This is a genomic window from Sulfitobacter sp. PR48 (genome assembly GCF_028807335.1).
GTDB lineage: Bacteria > Pseudomonadota > Alphaproteobacteria > Rhodobacterales > Rhodobacteraceae > Sulfitobacter.
On the sequence record NZ_JARAMM010000017.1, the window covers coordinates 1 to 15,783 of the forward strand.

18 protein-coding genes and 1 other RNA gene are annotated in these 15,783 nt (G+C 63.5%); 10 read left to right on the forward strand and 9 right to left on the reverse strand.

The window, feature by feature from the left end:
• Window positions 1-287: 287 nt before the first annotated feature.
• Window positions 288-1,412 (reverse strand): SPFH domain-containing protein, encoded by a 1,125-nt coding sequence (locus tag PVW51_RS19195; protein WP_274576847.1) that lies wholly within the window; start codon window positions 1,410-1,412, stop codon window positions 288-290.
• A gap of 426 nt (window positions 1,413-1,838) precedes the next feature.
• Between PVW51_RS19195 and PVW51_RS19200 the strand changes: the two genes are divergently transcribed.
• Window positions 1,839-2,552, forward strand: a complete 714-nt coding sequence (locus PVW51_RS19200; protein ID WP_274576849.1) for an SDR family oxidoreductase — start codon at window positions 1,839-1,841, stop codon at window positions 2,550-2,552.
• Window positions 2,553-2,579: 27 nt separating this feature from the next.
• On the opposite strand, the gene PVW51_RS19205 is transcribed toward PVW51_RS19200, so the two are convergent.
• The gene (locus PVW51_RS19205) at window positions 2,580-3,395 is read right to left on the reverse strand and encodes an alpha/beta fold hydrolase (RefSeq protein ID WP_274576851.1); all 816 of its coding nucleotides are present in this window, start codon (window positions 3,393-3,395) and stop codon (window positions 2,580-2,582) included.
• Window positions 3,396-3,483: 88 nt separating this feature from the next.
• Between PVW51_RS19205 and PVW51_RS19210 the strand changes: the two genes are divergently transcribed.
• Window positions 3,484-4,110, forward strand: coding sequence for a CGNR zinc finger domain-containing protein (locus PVW51_RS19210; RefSeq protein WP_274576852.1), 627 nt, complete (start codon window positions 3,484-3,486; stop codon window positions 4,108-4,110).
• Between the two features lie 122 nt (window positions 4,111-4,232).
• Here PVW51_RS19210 and PVW51_RS19215 read toward each other — a convergent pair whose 3' ends face one another.
• From PVW51_RS19215 to PVW51_RS19240, 6 genes are all read right to left on the reverse strand, one after another.
• A complete protein-coding gene (locus tag PVW51_RS19215) occupies window positions 4,233-5,174 on the reverse strand; it encodes a DUF2927 domain-containing protein (RefSeq protein WP_274576853.1) in 942 nt (313 codons plus the stop codon).
• Between the two features lie 25 nt (window positions 5,175-5,199).
• Window positions 5,200-6,396, reverse strand: a complete 1,197-nt coding sequence (locus tag PVW51_RS19220) for a toxic anion resistance protein (protein ID WP_274576854.1) — start codon at window positions 6,394-6,396, stop codon at window positions 5,200-5,202.
• 39 nt (window positions 6,397-6,435) lie between these two features.
• The gene (locus PVW51_RS19225; protein WP_274576855.1) at window positions 6,436-7,326 is read right to left on the reverse strand and encodes a 5-bromo-4-chloroindolyl phosphate hydrolysis family protein; all 891 of its coding nucleotides are present in this window, start codon (window positions 7,324-7,326) and stop codon (window positions 6,436-6,438) included.
• A gap of 2 nt (window positions 7,327-7,328) precedes the next feature.
• Window positions 7,329-7,559: a hypothetical protein gene (locus PVW51_RS19230; RefSeq protein ID WP_274576857.1), complete on the reverse strand. Its 231-nt coding sequence runs from the start codon at window positions 7,557-7,559 to the stop codon at window positions 7,329-7,331.
• Window positions 7,560-7,603: 44 nt separating this feature from the next.
• Window positions 7,604-8,422, reverse strand: coding sequence for a TerC family protein (locus PVW51_RS19235; protein WP_274576858.1), 819 nt, complete (start codon window positions 8,420-8,422; stop codon window positions 7,604-7,606).
• 145 nt (window positions 8,423-8,567) lie between these two features.
• Entirely contained in the window at window positions 8,568-9,398 is an 831-nt protein-coding gene (locus PVW51_RS19240) for a pseudouridine synthase (RefSeq protein ID WP_274576859.1), read from the reverse strand.
• 62 nt (window positions 9,399-9,460) lie between these two features.
• Here PVW51_RS19240 and PVW51_RS19245 point away from each other — a divergent pair, with 62 nt between their 5' ends.
• The 3 genes from PVW51_RS19245 to PVW51_RS19255 are packed head-to-tail and all read left to right on the forward strand — an operon-like array spanning window position 9,461 to window position 10,983.
• On the forward strand, window positions 9,461-9,919 hold the full coding sequence (locus PVW51_RS19245; RefSeq protein ID WP_274576861.1) for a nucleoside deaminase: 459 nt from the start codon (window positions 9,461-9,463) through the stop codon (window positions 9,917-9,919).
• Complete coding sequence (locus PVW51_RS19250; protein ID WP_114275885.1) at window positions 9,920-10,540, forward strand: DUF5671 domain-containing protein; 621 nt, start codon at window positions 9,920-9,922, stop codon at window positions 10,538-10,540.
• Window positions 10,537-10,983 carry a hypothetical protein gene (locus PVW51_RS19255; RefSeq protein ID WP_274576862.1) on the forward strand — a complete coding sequence of 149 codons (447 nt, stop codon included), beginning with the start codon at window positions 10,537-10,539 and terminating at the stop codon, window positions 10,981-10,983. Before PVW51_RS19250 ends, PVW51_RS19255 begins: the two co-directional genes overlap by 4 nt.
• Here PVW51_RS19255 and PVW51_RS19260 read toward each other — a convergent pair.
• A complete protein-coding gene (locus PVW51_RS19260) occupies window positions 10,973-11,665 on the reverse strand; it encodes a metal-dependent hydrolase (protein ID WP_274576863.1) in 693 nt (230 codons plus the stop codon). The two genes, PVW51_RS19255 and PVW51_RS19260, sit on opposite strands and share 11 nt — an antisense overlap.
• 169 nt (window positions 11,666-11,834) lie before the next feature.
• Between PVW51_RS19260 and gatC the strand changes: the two genes are divergently transcribed.
• From gatC to rnpB, 5 genes are all read left to right on the forward strand, one after another.
• Entirely contained in the window at window positions 11,835-12,122 is a 288-nt protein-coding gene (gene gatC, locus PVW51_RS19265) for an Asp-tRNA(Asn)/Glu-tRNA(Gln) amidotransferase subunit GatC (protein WP_274576865.1), read from the forward strand.
• A gap of 78 nt (window positions 12,123-12,200) precedes the next feature.
• Window positions 12,201-13,688, forward strand: coding sequence for an Asp-tRNA(Asn)/Glu-tRNA(Gln) amidotransferase subunit GatA (gene gatA, locus PVW51_RS19270; RefSeq protein WP_274576866.1), 1,488 nt, complete (start codon window positions 12,201-12,203; stop codon window positions 13,686-13,688).
• Between the two features lie 38 nt (window positions 13,689-13,726).
• The gene (locus PVW51_RS19275) at window positions 13,727-14,485 is read left to right on the forward strand and encodes a hypothetical protein (protein ID WP_269366670.1); all 759 of its coding nucleotides are present in this window, start codon (window positions 13,727-13,729) and stop codon (window positions 14,483-14,485) included.
• A gap of 12 nt (window positions 14,486-14,497) precedes the next feature.
• Entirely contained in the window at window positions 14,498-15,139 is a 642-nt protein-coding gene (locus PVW51_RS19280) for an N-acetylmuramoyl-L-alanine amidase (protein ID WP_274576868.1), read from the forward strand.
• 94 nt (window positions 15,140-15,233) lie between these two features.
• Window positions 15,234-15,655, forward strand: an RNA gene (gene rnpB, locus PVW51_RS19285) — RNase P RNA component class A.
• The last annotated feature ends 128 nt before the right edge of the window (window positions 15,656-15,783 follow it).

Consider the following 15,783-nt stretch of genomic DNA (forward strand, 5'->3'; position numbering starts at 1 on the left):
GCTGGCTATTCCTGCGCTCTCTTGCCTGGAACTGAGCAATTTTGGACTGAAACGGGTGGGCGACAATGAATGTCAACACGACCTAGGACACGGCCCATGCCGTCGCCCAGGAACCATGCGGCGGCGATGAGGATGGCGATCAGCCAATGCAGCGTGATCTGAAAGCCGGAGTAGGCGGATCTGGTGGCCATGACCGTGGTTCCGATGTCTTCCGACAGGTGGTCCTGTGTCACAGGCCCGCCCGCCGCTTTTCCCTGCACGTGCAGCAGCTACTTTTGCCCGTCGGCTCAGGCCCCGGGCGGCGGGGGTGGTGGCAGAACCGTGAACAATTGCGCCAGTTCGGTCACATCCTCGGCCCGCCGCCAGCCGTCCTGACCGGGGGTCCAGACATGGGTTTCGCGGGTCAGCTTGCCTTCGGTCACCATGCGCCCCAGGCGCGCCTTGGAGTAGGGGCCGCTGGTCTCGCCGCCTTCGGCGATGTGCCAGACATGTTCCACCGGTGGCGGCGGGGGCGGGGCCATGCCTGCCGGTGCCGCTGTGCCGGCGGGGCGGGTGCCCCATGGTCCTGCGCTGGCTGCGGCCTGCTGGCCGATCTGCATGCCCAGACCCGCGCCCAGACCCGCCTGCATTGCATCGCTTGCGCCGCCCTCGCGGCCCAATGCCTCGGCCGCCTGGAACTGCGTATAGCGGTTCAGATCGCCGATCACGCCCATGGAGGAGCGCTTGTCCATGACCTCTTCCACGGCGGGGGGGAGGGAGATGTTTTCGATGTAGAGTTCGGGGATGGTCAGCCCGTATTCGGCGACGGTGGCCGAGATTTCGGTGCTGACCAGCTTGCCCAGCTCGCGGGTATTGGCGGCCATGTCCAGCACGGGGATCTTGGACTGGGCGATGGTGCGGGAGAATTCCTGCACGATGATGTTGCGGATCTGGAAGCTGATCTCGTCCATGGTGAACTCACCATCGGTGCCGACAATCTCGGTCAGGAACCTGGCCGGGTCGCTGACCCGCACCGAATAGGTGCCGAAGGCGCGCAGGCGGACCGGGCCGAATTCGGGATCGCGCAGGATGATCGGGTTCTTGGTGCCCCATTTCAGGTCGTTGAAACGGGTGGTGTTTACAAAGTAAATCTCTGATTTGAATGGGCTTTTGAAGCCATGGTCCCAGTGCTGAAGGCTGGTCATGACCGGCATGTTGTTGGTTTCGAGCATATAGAGACCGGGGGTGAACACATCGGCCAGCTGGCCCTCGTGGACAAAGACGGCGGCCTGTCCCTCGCGGACTGTCAGCTTGGCACCATACTTGATCTCATGGCCCTCCCGCTCGAACCGCCAGACCATGGTGTCGCGGGTGTCGTCGGTCCAGTGGATGACGTCGATGAATTGCCCTGAGAGGAAGTCGAGAATGCCCATGATGTCAGCCCTTGGAGTGGATGTCAGGTCGAGGATATGGTGCGGGGCGGGGGTTATCAAGGTGCGGGGTGGTCCCGCCCCCTGGCAGAATGGTCGACAGCCCTGTTTTGTTGGGCGAGTCGGGGCACACCCCCTGCACAGGCTGTACAGGATGCGTGCACGGGCAGATGCGCAATCGTCTGTTGCGTGCAGATGTGAATGCGCCGGGCGGCCTGTTGCGTTAAGAAAGTGTTCCGTCCGACCGCAAAACGATCGCCTTGGACAAGGAAAATGGACGGGGCCTGTCAGGGACGGCCGACCGTCGCCCGCAGGCGCGCTGGCAAGGCGGAAATAGTTGCCAGGCATGTTTATGCTTGCCCTCAAGTTAGCTTGAACTTTTAGGGTGACAACAATCGAACCCGCAGATGCGTGAACAAGGTGAAGAACATGAACCTCTCAAATCGGAAATTTGCCATCACCGGTGCAAGTCGCGGGCTGGGTGCTGCATTGGCAATTGAAATGGCCCGGTGCGGGGCGCGGCTTGTCCTGCTGGCGCGCAGCAGCGCGGCCCTTCAGGATGTTGCCAGCGCCATCCTTGAGGAGACAGGCCAACAGGTCGTCACGATGACCTGTGACCTGGCGAGCAGCGCAAGCGCGACAGAGGCCGGGGCGCGACTGGCGGCAGAGCACAAGGATCTGGACGGGCTCATTCACAACGGTGCCATGTGGCTGTCGGGGCCGATGGGGGAGGTCTCGGACATCGACATTCAGGCCTGCATCGCCTCGGCCGCGATCGGGGCGCTGATCCTGACGCGTCACCTGTTGCCGCTGCTGAGGGCAAGAGAACATGCAGATATCCATACCGTGGTGTCGACCAATGGCCTGCCCAATCGGCCGCTTGACGGGGCATCGGTTCCTTTTGCGGCTGCAAAATCAGCGCAGGCAGGGTTTGTTCACGGTCTGGCGCAGGAGCTTGAGCATACGAACGTCCGGGTGACGTCGGTCTTTCCGGGAGACTTTGACGACAAGTCGCCCCTGGACCCGGATTGGGACGCATTGGCACCGGACCACACCCTGTGCAGTCGCGAGGTCGTCGAGGCGATCCTCTTCATACTGAACCAGCCGCGCAAGGTCGCCATACGTTCATTGGTGATCCAATAACCCGGTATCACGTCTGAGCGGCATTGGTCAGAAGAACTTTCTGATTTGATCGACAACCGCTTCCGGCGCTTCGAGTTGTGGCAAGTGGCCAATGCCCGGCATCGTGGCAAATGCCGCCCCGGGCATCAGCCTGTGCAGGGCCTTGCCGCGCGCCAGGGGAATCCAGGGGTCTGCGTCACCCCAAATGATCTTTGCCGGGCATCGGAGCTTGCCAAAATGCGGTTCGACCTCTGCGGTGTATTTTTCATCGGCCTGGGCGAACTGGCGATAAAAGCTGGATGACCCGTCTTCGGTCAGCCAGGGTGCGACAAGATTTGCAAGGTCTTCTGCGGCAATCCCGGTGACAAGGGCACCCTCGATATAGGCCTGTACGATTGCGCGATGGATATGGGCGGGCAATCCCTGGAAGGCATCGGCATGTTGGCCCATGTGATCGAAAAACGCCGATCCCCAGGGGCGCATCGCAACGACGTTCATCAGCATGTAGCGTTCAAAGTCGCATCCCTGCAGCAGATGCGCCCGCAGCGTTGTCGCGCCGCCGAAATCATGTGCGACCACGCGGGGGCGGGACAGCCCCCAATGATCCATCATTTCGACAAAGACCTCGCCCTGCACGTCGAGCGATGTGCGCTGATCCGCGCTTTTCGCGGATTTCCCATAGCCCGGCATGTCATACCAATGCAGGCGAAAGTCCTGTGCCAGCGCCGGGATCACACGATGCCAGGCAAAGGAGGACCAGGGCCAGCCGTGGGCAAGAACCAGGTCCGGTCCGTCGCCGGTCCGGCCCGCTGCGACCGTACCGGCCGAGGTTTCGTAACGTTCATCCAGGTGCCAGCCAGCCATCGCGCCCTCCAATCTTACCTTCTAATTTACTTTGTAGGTGAGATAGCAAAGCTATTCACACCGTCAAGTTTATATTTTATGGTGAGGAATGAGCGAATGGGATCAGAGCGCGTGGACAAAGGACGATTTGGTCGGAGGTCATCCGGTTCTTGATTTCGTCAACACGGTGGCTGGCCGAAGCAAGGAACGCAGTGTCGAGCGGCTGACGGATTATGGCGCGTATCTGAACTGGGCGGTTGCTGCGGAAGTGCTTTTCCCGGGCGAGGCGGCAGGTTTGCGGAACCTCGGTCTGAATGATCCGGCAGAGGCCGGTGCGGCCTTGGCAGCGGTGGTGGCGTTTCGTGAAGTCTTGCATGCCTGTCTGATGGCGGAACAGGCGGGGGAGATATGGCCGGAACCAGAGCGCCGCCAGGTGATGCAGGTCATTCGCGACGCGCTGCTTGATGCGCGGCTTGAAAAGGGAACCCAGAGCTATGCCTGGAGTGCGCCCGTCATCGAGACCGACTTGGCGCTTCCGGTGAAACGGATCGCCCTTGCAACCGAGGATCTGCTGCGAAGCGATGATCTGCCCCGGATGAGAAACTGTGATCGGTGTTCCTGGCTGTTCATTGATCGCGGACGTGGACGCGCGCGCCGGTGGTGCAGCATGGCAGCATGCGGAAGCCGCGCGAAGTCGGCGCGATACTACAAGCGGCAGAAAGCGCGCCACGCCTAGCTGTCATTGGCGCGCCAGATTTTCTGTGGCGCACCTTTGGTGCGACTGATGGGGTGTTTTGGGCGCGGGCCCGCTTCAAGGGAAGGGCAGTGTCCCTGGCCGGAATGTCCCTAGAAATGTCCCTAGACCGGCCCGCCTGCCAGTTCCTCGGCGATTTCGCGCACGATGGGTTGGGCCTCTGCCGCGTTCATGCCGATCTGCAGGCGCGGATCGTAGAGCATCTTCAGCAGCAACTCGTCATGACGGGTCAGCAGGGCAAATTCATCGTCATCGTTGAAGATCGACGGGCGCGCGGCGGGGCTGTCGTTGGCCAGTCCCATGCCCTGGGCCAGTTCCTCGTGAATGCAGCTGAGCCGCAGCAGATCGGGGTTTTCCGAGCGGATCACCGCGACCGCCGCCGTATAGGTATTGGCCGAGGGGCCAGCGGCATAGGCGGCGACAGCGCAATAGGTGTCGCGGCGCATGTCGCGCAGGGCGCGCAGGCTGTTGGCCGAAATGCCGGGCAGATGCCTGGAGATCGAGGCCAGGGTCGCGGCGCGGTCGTCTTCCGACGCGATGACAACCAGAAAGTTGGGCCGCCCGCCGGTGGAGACCGGATGGCCGGTGACCTGCGCCAGACGCCGGGCGTAGCTGCGGACATCTTCCGTGTCGGTCTTGCGCTGGGAGGGTGGCACGCTGTCGCCAAAGATCACTTCCATCCGCACGGGGCCCGCCCAGCGGCGCAGGGGGCTGGCCCCGCCACGGCCGGTAAAGGCACCGTCATATTCGTTGAAAAACGCGATCTGTTCAAAGTTCCGCGCCAGCACGGAGGCGGTATAGGGCGTGTCGAGGCCGCCGCCATCCTGGCGCAGCAACCCCTGGCTGAGCTGTGCCACCTGCACCTGGTTGAGATAGCTGCGCAGCGCCGCACTTTTCTGTGAGGTCGGCTGCGCGACCTGAGGCGGGATGGCGGCGGCAGCCTGCGCGGGGCGCGACTGTGGTTTCAGCGAGGGTTCGACCGGGGCGGCGACATCGCAAGCCAACAGGCTGGCGGACAATGCGCCCGCCAGACCCCATTTCAGCATTTCGGTTCGCCGCCGCACCGTGGTTCTATCCCGGCACGCTGGTGGAGGCGCTGTCGCCGAGGCCGGTCTTGGTCGCCTTGGCAGAGGCCAGCGTGTCGCGCAGCCTGGCTTCCATTTCCTTGAGCTCCACCTCTGCGGCGGCGCGGCGGGCCTTGCCTTCGTCGGCGATTTGCAGCGATTCCTCGATGGTGCCGATCAGGTCGGCGTTGGCCTGTTTGACCGCTTCGATGTCGAAGACGCCGCGTTCCATTTCCTCGCGGATGACCTTGTTGGATTCGCGCAGGTTCCTGGCGTTGGAGGTCAGCAGTTCATTGGTCAGGTCATTGGCCTCGCGGACCGCTTCCGCGGCCTCGGCAGAGCGCTGGATGGTCACCGCCTGTGCCAGCTGGGTTTCCCACAGCGGCACGGTGTTGACGAGGGTCGAGTTGATCTTGGTCACCAGGCTTTTGTCGTTCTCCTGCACCAGCCGGATGGAGGGCAGCGACTGCATGGTCACCTGGCGGGTCAGTTTCAGGTCGTGGACCCGGCGCTCAAGGTCGTCGCGGGCGGCGCGCATGTCGCGCAGCTCCTGGGCGACCATCACCTGATCGTCCTCGGCGGCGGCTTTCACCTCCGCTTCCTTGGCCGGGATCACGGTGCTGTCGAGTTCGGCCAGCTTTGCCTCGCCCGCGGCGATATAAAGCGCCAGTTCGTCATAGAACTGGAGCGTCTTTTCATAAAGCATGTCCAGCGATTTGATGTCCTTGAGCAGGGTGTGCTCATGGCTCAGCAGGTTGTCGGTGATGCGGTCGATCTGGCTCTGCACCTTTTCGAACTGGGCGGTGAACTTGGCAAAAGGGGCGGCGCGGCCCAGCAGTTTTTCCCACCAGCTGCGGTCGCGGCGCACATCCAGTTCAGAGACCGAAAAGCCCCGGATCGTGCTGACGATGCTGCGCAGGCTGTCGCCTGCGGGGCCCACGTCCTTGTTGCGCACATCGGCCAGCATCGCCTGGCTGATCTCTTGCAGTTCCGCCTGCGCGGCGGAGCCGAAGGAGACGATCGACTGGGTGTCGTTCATGTCGATTTCCGCCATGCGGGATCTGATCTCGTCGCCCAGGGGCTTGTCTGCCTTTTCCAGCGAGACTACCGCGTTGGCATCGGCGGGTTCGGGCAGGACGAGGGCGGTTACCTCTTCGACCATGCTGCGGGATTGAGTTGCTTTTTCACGAACGGAATCAGACATATACAGGGCTTCCTTGAAGGGTTGGATGAAGGGCGCAGGTCATTTGAGCCGGACCCCTTCACGCGACAGCCGCTCACGCAGCACATCAATTTCGACAGTCAGGTCGCTGCGGTCGTCGAGCAGCGATTTCTCGGTCCGGGCGGCGAAGTTCTGTTCCAGGTCGGTGAGCAGCGCGAGGTAGTCGTCGCGTGCCTGGCTGTCCCGGGTCCGGGCGTAGATATCGGCGAATTTCACGGTCGCATCCCGGGCACCGTGCAGATAGACGCTGAGGTACTTGCGCGCCGCGGTCAGGTCGCGCGGGTCTTCCTCGACGGTGCGGATCAGGGTGCGCGCGGCGTCCTGGAACTGGGTCAGCTGCGCCTCTGCCCGGCGGTCGCCGGCGCGGGCGATGGCGTCGGTCATCTGTGCCAGCGTCTTTTCGGCCTCGTCCACCACCCGGGCCACGCGGTCCTGCTGGAAGGTGTCGATGCCTTCCATCCCCTTGGATTTCAGCGGGTCGATGCCGAAGGCGGCCAGGTGCAGCGCGGCGGCGCAGAGGCCAAAGAGCAAGGGCGCCAGTATCTCCGACAGGCCGTTCTGGTGCGCGGCAACGGCCAGCGCGGTGCCCAGGCCGGCGGCGGCCGCGGCAAAAATCTTGCGCGGCAGGGCCGGACGGCGCGCGACCTTGCGTTCGGCAAAGGCGGCCTCGGCGCGCAGCCCTTCGCGCAGCAGCCAGGCCCCCAGCGCCAGCACGCCCGCGCCGATCATGCCCAGGGTCAGGCCACTTGCCCCGCCGCCAAAGCTTGTGGCCAGCAGCACCACAGGAGGCACGAACAGGATGTTGGCACGCCCGCCCACGGGATCGACGGTGATCCTTGCGCGTGGTGTCGGGGCCGCGGCATTGCCCGGCGCATCGTCGGGGCTGTATTTGCCGCCAAAGCGTTTTGCCATGGTCAGAGCCCCCCCAGCAGGCCGGAGGCGGTGCCGAGCAGCAGGGCGATCAGCGCGACATAGGCGACTTTCTGCAAACCGTTGGGGGCCATCATACCATCCTCTGTCGGGCCAAAGAAAGGCCGGAGGGCGCGGCGGCCCTGATCCACTGTATTGCTCCAGATTGATGCCAGAATGACAACAATGGCAATGATAACGCCCACAGCGAGCGCGAAAAGAAACAATCTGCCCATACCGACCTCACTGCGACGAACATAGGCTGTTTCCCCTGACCTTGCTAGTGCCGCGCCGCGGTGCGGCGTTCGGCGTTGAGCTTGCGGGTATAGCCGGACTGGATCACTTCGACCGCCACCAGGACCATGACCGAGAAATAGAAGGTCGTTTTCGACATCGGCACGACCTCATATCCGAAGAAGCGCAGGGCGAGGTCGGGGTCATGCATGGCATGGGCGGCGGCCTGGCCGGATTCACCCAGCAGGACAATGCCCACGATCAGCAGGATGAACAGGCCCAGGACCTCGTACATGCGGTTGGTTTCCAGAAAGGCGGTGACCCGGTCCGCCAGCAGCAGCATGGCCAGGCCGGACAGGATGATCGCGGTGGCCAGAACGATGAAGACATCGGTGATCGCCAGTGCCGAAAGCACGGAATCGAATGAGAAAATCAGGTTCATGAAGACGATCAGCATCACGACCTGCACCGCCGATTTGCCGGATTTCGCATCCAGGTCCGTGCCCAGATGTTCGAGCGCCAGCATATGGCTGATTTCCTTGACGGCAGTATAGATGATGAAGACACCGCCGATGACAAAGACCAGCGTGGCAAAATTGACCCCGCCGGTCAGCACGCCCTCCCAGTTCAGCACGAAGAAGGGGTCGGCCATGGCGTCGATCAGGCGTATCATGGCAAAGAGCAGCACGATGCGCAGGGCCACGGCGATCACGATGCCCCATTTGCGGACGGCCGCCTGCTGGGCGACGGGGGCGCGCTGGCTTTCGATGGAGATGTAGAGAAGGTTGTCAAAGCCAAGAACGGCCTGCAGGAAGCACAGCACCAGCAGATTGCCCAGGTTCTCGATGGTCAAAAGATCGGTCATGGCGTCCCCCGCTTTGGTTTCGGTGCTGTCTTAGGGATTTAGCGGCGGGATGTGAATTGCCTGTGACGGGGAATTTTCGCCGTCGGGTTGCAGGAAGGAGGCAGACTTTTCAAAAAGTCTGGTCCGTTTTTTTCAAAAAAATCGGTCAGCGCTTCGGTGGACGGTTCGGTTTCTTCCGCTGCGGGCGCTGCAGGGTTCTTGGCTTTTTCGCCGCCGTGCCGCTGTCATCCGCCAGTTCCAGCCCCAATTGATCGCGCACGATCTTGCGGCGGATCTCCTCGACCTCTCCGGCCTTCAGCTCACCCAGCTGAAACGGGCCATAGCTGACCCGGATCAGGCGGTTCACGGCCAGGCCCACTGCCTCCATCGCGCGGCGGATTTCGCGGTTCCTGCCTTCGCGCAGGCCCACGGTCAGCCAGGCATTGGCGCCCTGCTGCCGGTCAATGGTCACCGTCATCGGTTGAAAGCGTTCGCCGTCGATTGTCAGCCCGCGGCGCAGCGGTTCCAGCGTCTTGTCTTCCGGGCGTCCGTTCACCCGGACCCGGTACTTGCGCAGCCAGCCGGTGCTGGGCAACTCCAGCTTGCGCTTGATGCCGCCGTCATTGGTCAACAGCAGCAGCCCTTCGGAGTTGATGTCGAGCCGGCCCACCGACATCACCCGCGGCATGTCCTCGGGCAGGGCGTCATAGATGGTCTGGCGGTCTTTCTCGTCCCGGTCGGTGCTGACCAGCCCGATGGGCTTGTGATAGAGCCACATGCGCGGCGGTTCGGGGGCCGAGACATCCTTGCCATCCACCGTGATCTGGTCGCTGGCGGTGACGTTCAGGGCGGGGGACATGATCTGCGCGCCGTTCACGCTGACCCGGCCCGCCTCGATCATGCGTTCGGCTTCACGGCGCGAGGCGACGCCTGCGCGGGCAAGCACCTTGGCGATGCGGTCGCCCTTGGGCGGTTCGGATGGCGTTGACGTGTTCATCGCTTCCGCTTAGCGGGTTTGCGTCGCTTGCGAAAGAGCGGCTTTTGCAGCCAAGGTGGGTCATGACGTTTCGCTCTTTCATGGATCTGGCATTGACAGAGGCGCGCGCCGCCGCTGCGCGGGGCGAGGTGCCTGTGGGTGCCGTGGTCGTGGATCGGGCGGGGCAGGTCGTGGCGCAGGCCGGCAACCGCACCCGCGAATTGCATGATCCGACCGCCCATGCCGAGGTTCTGGCGATCCGTGCGGCCTGTGCGCAGCTCGGGTCGGAGCGGCTGGTGGGTCATGACCTCTATGTCACGCTGGAACCCTGCGCGATGTGTGCCGCGGCCCTTGCATCGGCACGGATTGCGCGGTTGTACTATGGTGCATCCGACCCCAAGTCGGGCGGTGTCGCGCAGGGCGCGCGGGTCTTTGCCCATGCGCAGTGCCATCATGTGCCGGAGGTCTATGACGGCATTGATGCCGCTGCCGCCGAAGCATTGCTCAAGGCGTTTTTCGCGCAAAAAAGGGAAGGGAACTGAATGGCCGTGAACAAGCAATTGTCGCGTTTCGTGCGCGATGCGCTGTCATCGGGCAAGACCCGGGCGGAGATTTCGCAGGCGCTGACCGACAGCGGGTGGAGCCCTTCGGAAGTGGCGGATGCGCTGGATGCCTGGGCCGAGACCCGGTTTTCCCCGCCGGTGCCGCGCCCGCAGGCGACGGTCTCGGCGCGCGATTTCTTCATCTATGCGCTGACCTTCGGGGTGATGATCTTTGGCGCGGTCTATCTTGTGCAATTGTTCCATGCGCTGATCGACCTCTGGCTTGATACTGACAGCTACCGCTGGCCCGGCCGCATTCGCTGGTCGATGGCGGTGCTGATCGTGACAACACCGGTCTATCTTTGGCTGACGCTGCGCGAGCGGGGCAAGCTGGCCGATGATCCGGCGCTTTACCGTTCCGCGATCCGGCGCTGGCTGATGTATCTGACGCTGCTCTTGTCGGCAGCGGCCCTGCTGGGTGATGGCGTGGCGGTGATCTATGCCTTTCTCAGCGGTGATTTCACCTTGCAGTTCTTCCTCAAGGCGTTGGTTGTCGCTGTCATCGCCGGGCTGATCTTTCTGTTCTACCTTGCCGACATCCGCAAAGGGGATGCGGCGTGAACCGGCTGTTGCTTGTTGTCCTGCTGGCGATTGTCGGTGGCGGGCTGATCGCGGGGTTCATGGTTGCCGGCGGTCCGGGTTATGCCCGGATGGAGCGTTATGACAACGAACGCGCCGCCGACCTGCGGACGCTGGGGGATTATCATCGCTGTCTGCTGGAACGGGAAGAGGACAGCGAGGGCAGCAACGCGCCGCGCTATTGCTCGGGTTTTGAGCAGGCACCCGAACTGACCGACCCGGCCACCGGCGCGCCCTACCGCTTTACCCGCCTTGGGCCGCAGGCGTTCAAGGTCTGCGCGACCTTCCAGACGGAGGCCCTGCGGGAGGCATCCGACCGGCGCTATTCCCAATTGGTGTTTGAGGGGGACGAGGGCTGTGTCATCTATGGGCAGGGCACCGGCGCCGAAGCGCCGGATGCCACGCTGAAGTGGACTACAAAGTAATCGCCTGCATCACCTGCGGCTCGATCACATCGACACCGGGCAGGCCTTTGGCCAGCGCCGCTGCATCCTGCTCCAGCAGGGGGAAGGTGCGGTAGTGGCAGGGGATGACCGTCCTGAAATCGAAGTAGCGTTTGGCGGCATAGGCGGTTTCGGCCATGCCCATGGTGAAATGGCCCCCCGCCGACAGGATGCCGATGTCGGGTTTGTAGTAATCCCCGATCCAGTCCATGTCCGCCATGATGCCGGTATCGCCCGAGAAATAGATGACATGGCCTTCGCCCTTGAGGATGAAGCCGGTTTCGGACCCCATGTAGACCGGGCCGCTGTCGGTCGCGACCGAGGATGAATGGGATGCAGGCACCATGCTGACGGCAACCTTGCCGCAGCTGATGGTTCCGCCCTTGCCGAAGCCGGTGGTGTTTCCGATGCCTTTTTCCGCGAACCAGCCCATCAGCTCGTAAATCCCGGCCATCGGCGCCTGTGTCCGCTTGCTCACCATGTCGAGGTCGCCGGTATGGTCGCCATGCCCGTGGGTCACCAGGATCTGGGTCACACCGGCAAGCGCCGCGTCATACTGCGCTTCTTCGATCATGGGATTGCCGGTCAGCCAGGGGTCGATCAGGATCACCTGATCTTCGATCTCGATGCGAAAGGACCCGTGGCCCAGCCATAGGATGTTCATGCAATTCTCCTTTTGTCTTCATGTCTTCATGTCTGCTTTGTCAGCAAGACTAGCGCGCCAAATGGATTTGGGGAGGTATTTTTGACCCGATGCCGCAGATGGGCGGGCCGCGCCCTTGCGAGGGAAGGGCAGCAAGGGTACATGAGCCGCAAAGAGATGGAGAGCGTTCATGTCAATTGACGAGAGCACCGCCGCACGCGTGGCGAAACTGGCCCGGATCAAGGTCGATCCCGAAGCGCTGCCCGCGCTGGCGCAGGACTTCAACGGCATCCTCGGCTTTATCGAACAATTGAGCGAAGTTGATGTGGAAGGGGTCGAGCCGATGACCTCGGTCACCCCGCAGCGCCTGACACGGCGCGCCGATGTGGTCACGGACGGCGATCTGCAGGACGACGTGCTGAAAAACGCGCCCGATGCGCGCGAAGGGTTCTTTGTCGTGCCGAAGGTGGTGGAGTGAGCGGCGTCCGGGAAACGCTCCGGGGGAGCGTTTCAGCCACGAACGGGCGGAGCCCATTTTTGAGATCAGGACAGACATATGAGTAATCTGAACAAACTGGGACTGGCCGGGGCACGCGATGCCCTGCGCGCGGGTGAAACCACGTCGAAGGCCCTGACAGAGGCCTGTCTGACGGCGATTGAAGGGGCAGGGGCGCTGAATGCCTTTGTCCATCACACGCCCGAGATTGCCATGGCGCAGGCCGAAGCTGCGGATGCGCGCCTGAAAGCGGGCGATGCCCCCGCCATGTGTGGCCTGCCCATCGGGATCAAGGATCTGTTCTGCACCAAGGGCGTGCCGTCGCAGGCGGGCTCGCGCATCCTGCAGGGGTTCCTGCCGCAATACGAAAGCACGGTCAGCCAGAACCTGTTTGACGCGGGCGCCGTCATGCTGGGCAAGCTCAACATGGATGAATTCGCCATGGGCTCGTCCAATGAGACCTCTGTCTACGGCAATGCGGTCAACCCCTGGCGGCGCGGCAATGACGATACGGCACTGACGCCGGGCGGCTCTTCGGGCGGGTCGGCGGCGGCTGTTGCGGCGGACCTCTGCCTTGCGGCCACCGGCACCGACACCGGCGGGTCGATCCGCCAGCCTGCGGCCTTTACCGGCACGGTGGGGATCAAGCCGACCTACGGGCGCTGTTCGCGCTGGGGCATCGTGGCCTTTGCCTCCAGCCTCGATCAGGCTGGTCCGATGACAAAATCCGTGCGCGACGCGGCCATCATGCTTGAGGCGATGTGTGGCCATGATCCCAAGGATTCCACCTCTGCCGATCTGCCCGTGCCCGATTTCGAAGCGGCGCTGACCGGCGACATCCGCGGCAAGAAGATCGGCATCCCGCGCGAATACCGCATGGATGGCATGCCCGAAGAGATCGAAAACCTCTGGTCCGACGGCATTGCGATGATGAAGGACGCAGGTGCCGAGATCGTTGATATCTCGCTGCCGCATACGAAATACGCGCTGCCCGCCTATTACGTGATTGCACCCGCCGAAGCCTCCAGCAACCTCGCGCGTTACGATGGTGTCCGCTATGGCCACCGCGCCGGGCTGGACCAGGGCGACGGCATCACCGAGATGTATGAAAAAACCCGCGCCGAAGGCTTCGGGCCGGAAGTGCAGCGCCGGGTGATGATCGGCACCTATGTGCTGTCGGCCGGTTTCTATGACGCCTATTACAACCGTGCCCGCAAGGTGCGCACCCTGATCAAGCGCGACTTCGAACAGGTCTTTGCGGATGGCATCGACTGTATCCTGACACCTGCGACGCCTTCTGCCGCCTTCGGTCTGGGCGAGATGACGGATGCGGATCCGGTGGCGATGTACCTCAACGACGTCTTCACGGTGACGGTGAACCTGGCCGGTCTGCCGGGGATCGCGGTGCCCACGGGGCAGGACCGCAAGGGTCTGCCGCTGGGCCTGCAGCTGATCGGGCGGCCCTGGGAAGAGGCCGATTTGCTGTCTTCCGCCTATGCGCTTGAGCGCAGCGCCGGGTTTGTGGCCAAGCCGGACAAATGGTGGTAGAAGCCTTGCCAACAAGTCTGAAAGACAAAGCAGGACCCATGATTTCAAGATCTTTTATCACTCTCGCCGCTGGCGTGATGCTGGCTGCATGTCAGCCGGCGGTCCCTGATTCCGGTCGCGGTGTCGGCTTTGATGACAGTGCCCGCGCCCAGAGGCAGGCCCGCGACGCGGCACTTGCCGCCGAAAGCACCTCCGCCGTGCCGGCCCCCGCCTCGGTGACCGAGGCCCCGCTTTCGGCCCCTGCCGAAGGTTCCGCCGAAGCGACGGCGGCCGAAACCTCCCGCGTGCTGGCGGCAACCCGCCCCGGTGCCAGCAACGGTCTGGGCAATGATGCCGCGACCAATTCCGGCGTGGAACCCGTGAATGCCAGCCCGTCCAACCCGGCGCCCGCTGTCATCAACAGCGCAGGCATCTCGAACGAGAACAATTTCGACGCGGTTTCCGGCCAGCGCAGCATCGGTGACGACGCCGCGCGCATCGCTGCGAACCGCGCGCAATACCAGGTCGTCCAGCCCGAAGCGCTGCCGGACCGGGCCGAATCCGGGCCGAACATCGTGGCCTATGCGCTGCAGTCGGACCACGAGCGCGGCACCCAGGTCTATCGCCGCATCGGCCTGAACAAGGCCGCCAAATACGCCCGCGCCTGTGGCGAGTATTCGCATCCCGACCGGGCGCAGATCGCCTTTCTTGAGGCGGGAGGGCCGGAAAAGGACCGCAAGGGCATGGACCCCGATGGCGACGGCTTTGCCTGTGACTGGGACCCGACCCCGTTCCGCCGGGCCGCAAAGGCCGGCTAGGGCTGCAGCCGGGTGGACAGCCTGTCCTCACCGAACTTCGGCCCGCGCCGCAACGGGCTGACGCCCCGGCTGATCGTGATCCACTATACCGCGATGGAAAACGCCGAGGCGGCATTGACGCGCCTCTGCGACCCGCAGGCCGAAGTTTCCGCCCATTACCTGATTTCGAACCACGGCCGGACCCTGCAACTGGTGGCCGATGAGATGCGCGCCTGGCATGCCGGGGCGGGTGAATGGGCCGGTCAGGCCGACATCAACTCGCGCTCCATCGGGATCGAGCTGGACAATCGCGGATGCCATCCGTTTTCAGAGCCGCAGATGGGGGCGCTTGAGACCCTGCTGAAAAGGCTGATGGCCCGCTGGGACATCCCCGCCGCCGGAGTTCTGGGGCATTCCGACATTGCGCCGGGGCGCAAGTCCGACCCCGGCCCGCATTTCGACTGGGCGCGGCTGGCACGGCAGGGGCTGGCGCTGGCCACACCGGCGACTGCAGCACAAACCGTGACCGAATCCGGGTTCCGTGCCGCGGCGCGGGCGGCGGGCTTTACCGCAGATGTGCCGTTTGAGACCCTTCTGGCTGCAACCCGCCTGCGCCACGGACCCTGGCGGCGCGGGCCGCTTTGCCCTGCCGATCTGGCGCTGCCGCCGCTCTGACCCTTCAGGCCGCACGTCTTTATGCCGGAAATGCTTCCGCGCGCCGGTCTGCCCATTGACGCGGTCCGCGTTCAGCGCCTATGCCAAAGCTCGCGCGGAAGGCTGGATGGCCGCTTCGTGATCCGCTTGCCGGATCCACGGGGAGGAAAGTCCGGACTCCAAAAAGAGACGGTGCCGGGTAACACCCGGGCGGGGCAACCCGACGGAAAGCGCCACAGAAATGATACCGCCACGCCACAGGTCGGGAAACCGAAACCACGGCGGGGTAAGGGTGAAAAGGTGGGGTAAGGGCCCACCGCGCCGCTGGCAACAGGGGCGGCATGGCAAGCCCCACCGGGAGCAATGCCAAATAGGGACCGCGCGCCACCGGCCTTCGGGCCGGGGCGGGGCCGCTTTTGCCCCAGCAGGTCCGGGTTGGCAGCTGTAGCCCTGCGGGCAATCGCAGGGTCAGAGGAATGGTCATCCACGGGGGATAACCCCCCGTGACAAAATCCGGCTTACAGGCCTTCCGCGCGTTTTCATCTGGGGGACCGGATTTTTGGAAAAATCCGGACCGGAAAATTGCAATTTTCCGGCCGCTTGAAAACGCGACCCCCGGATTGAAATTCTTGCGTCTTTTGCTGTTGACTCGGAGGCGCATCCGG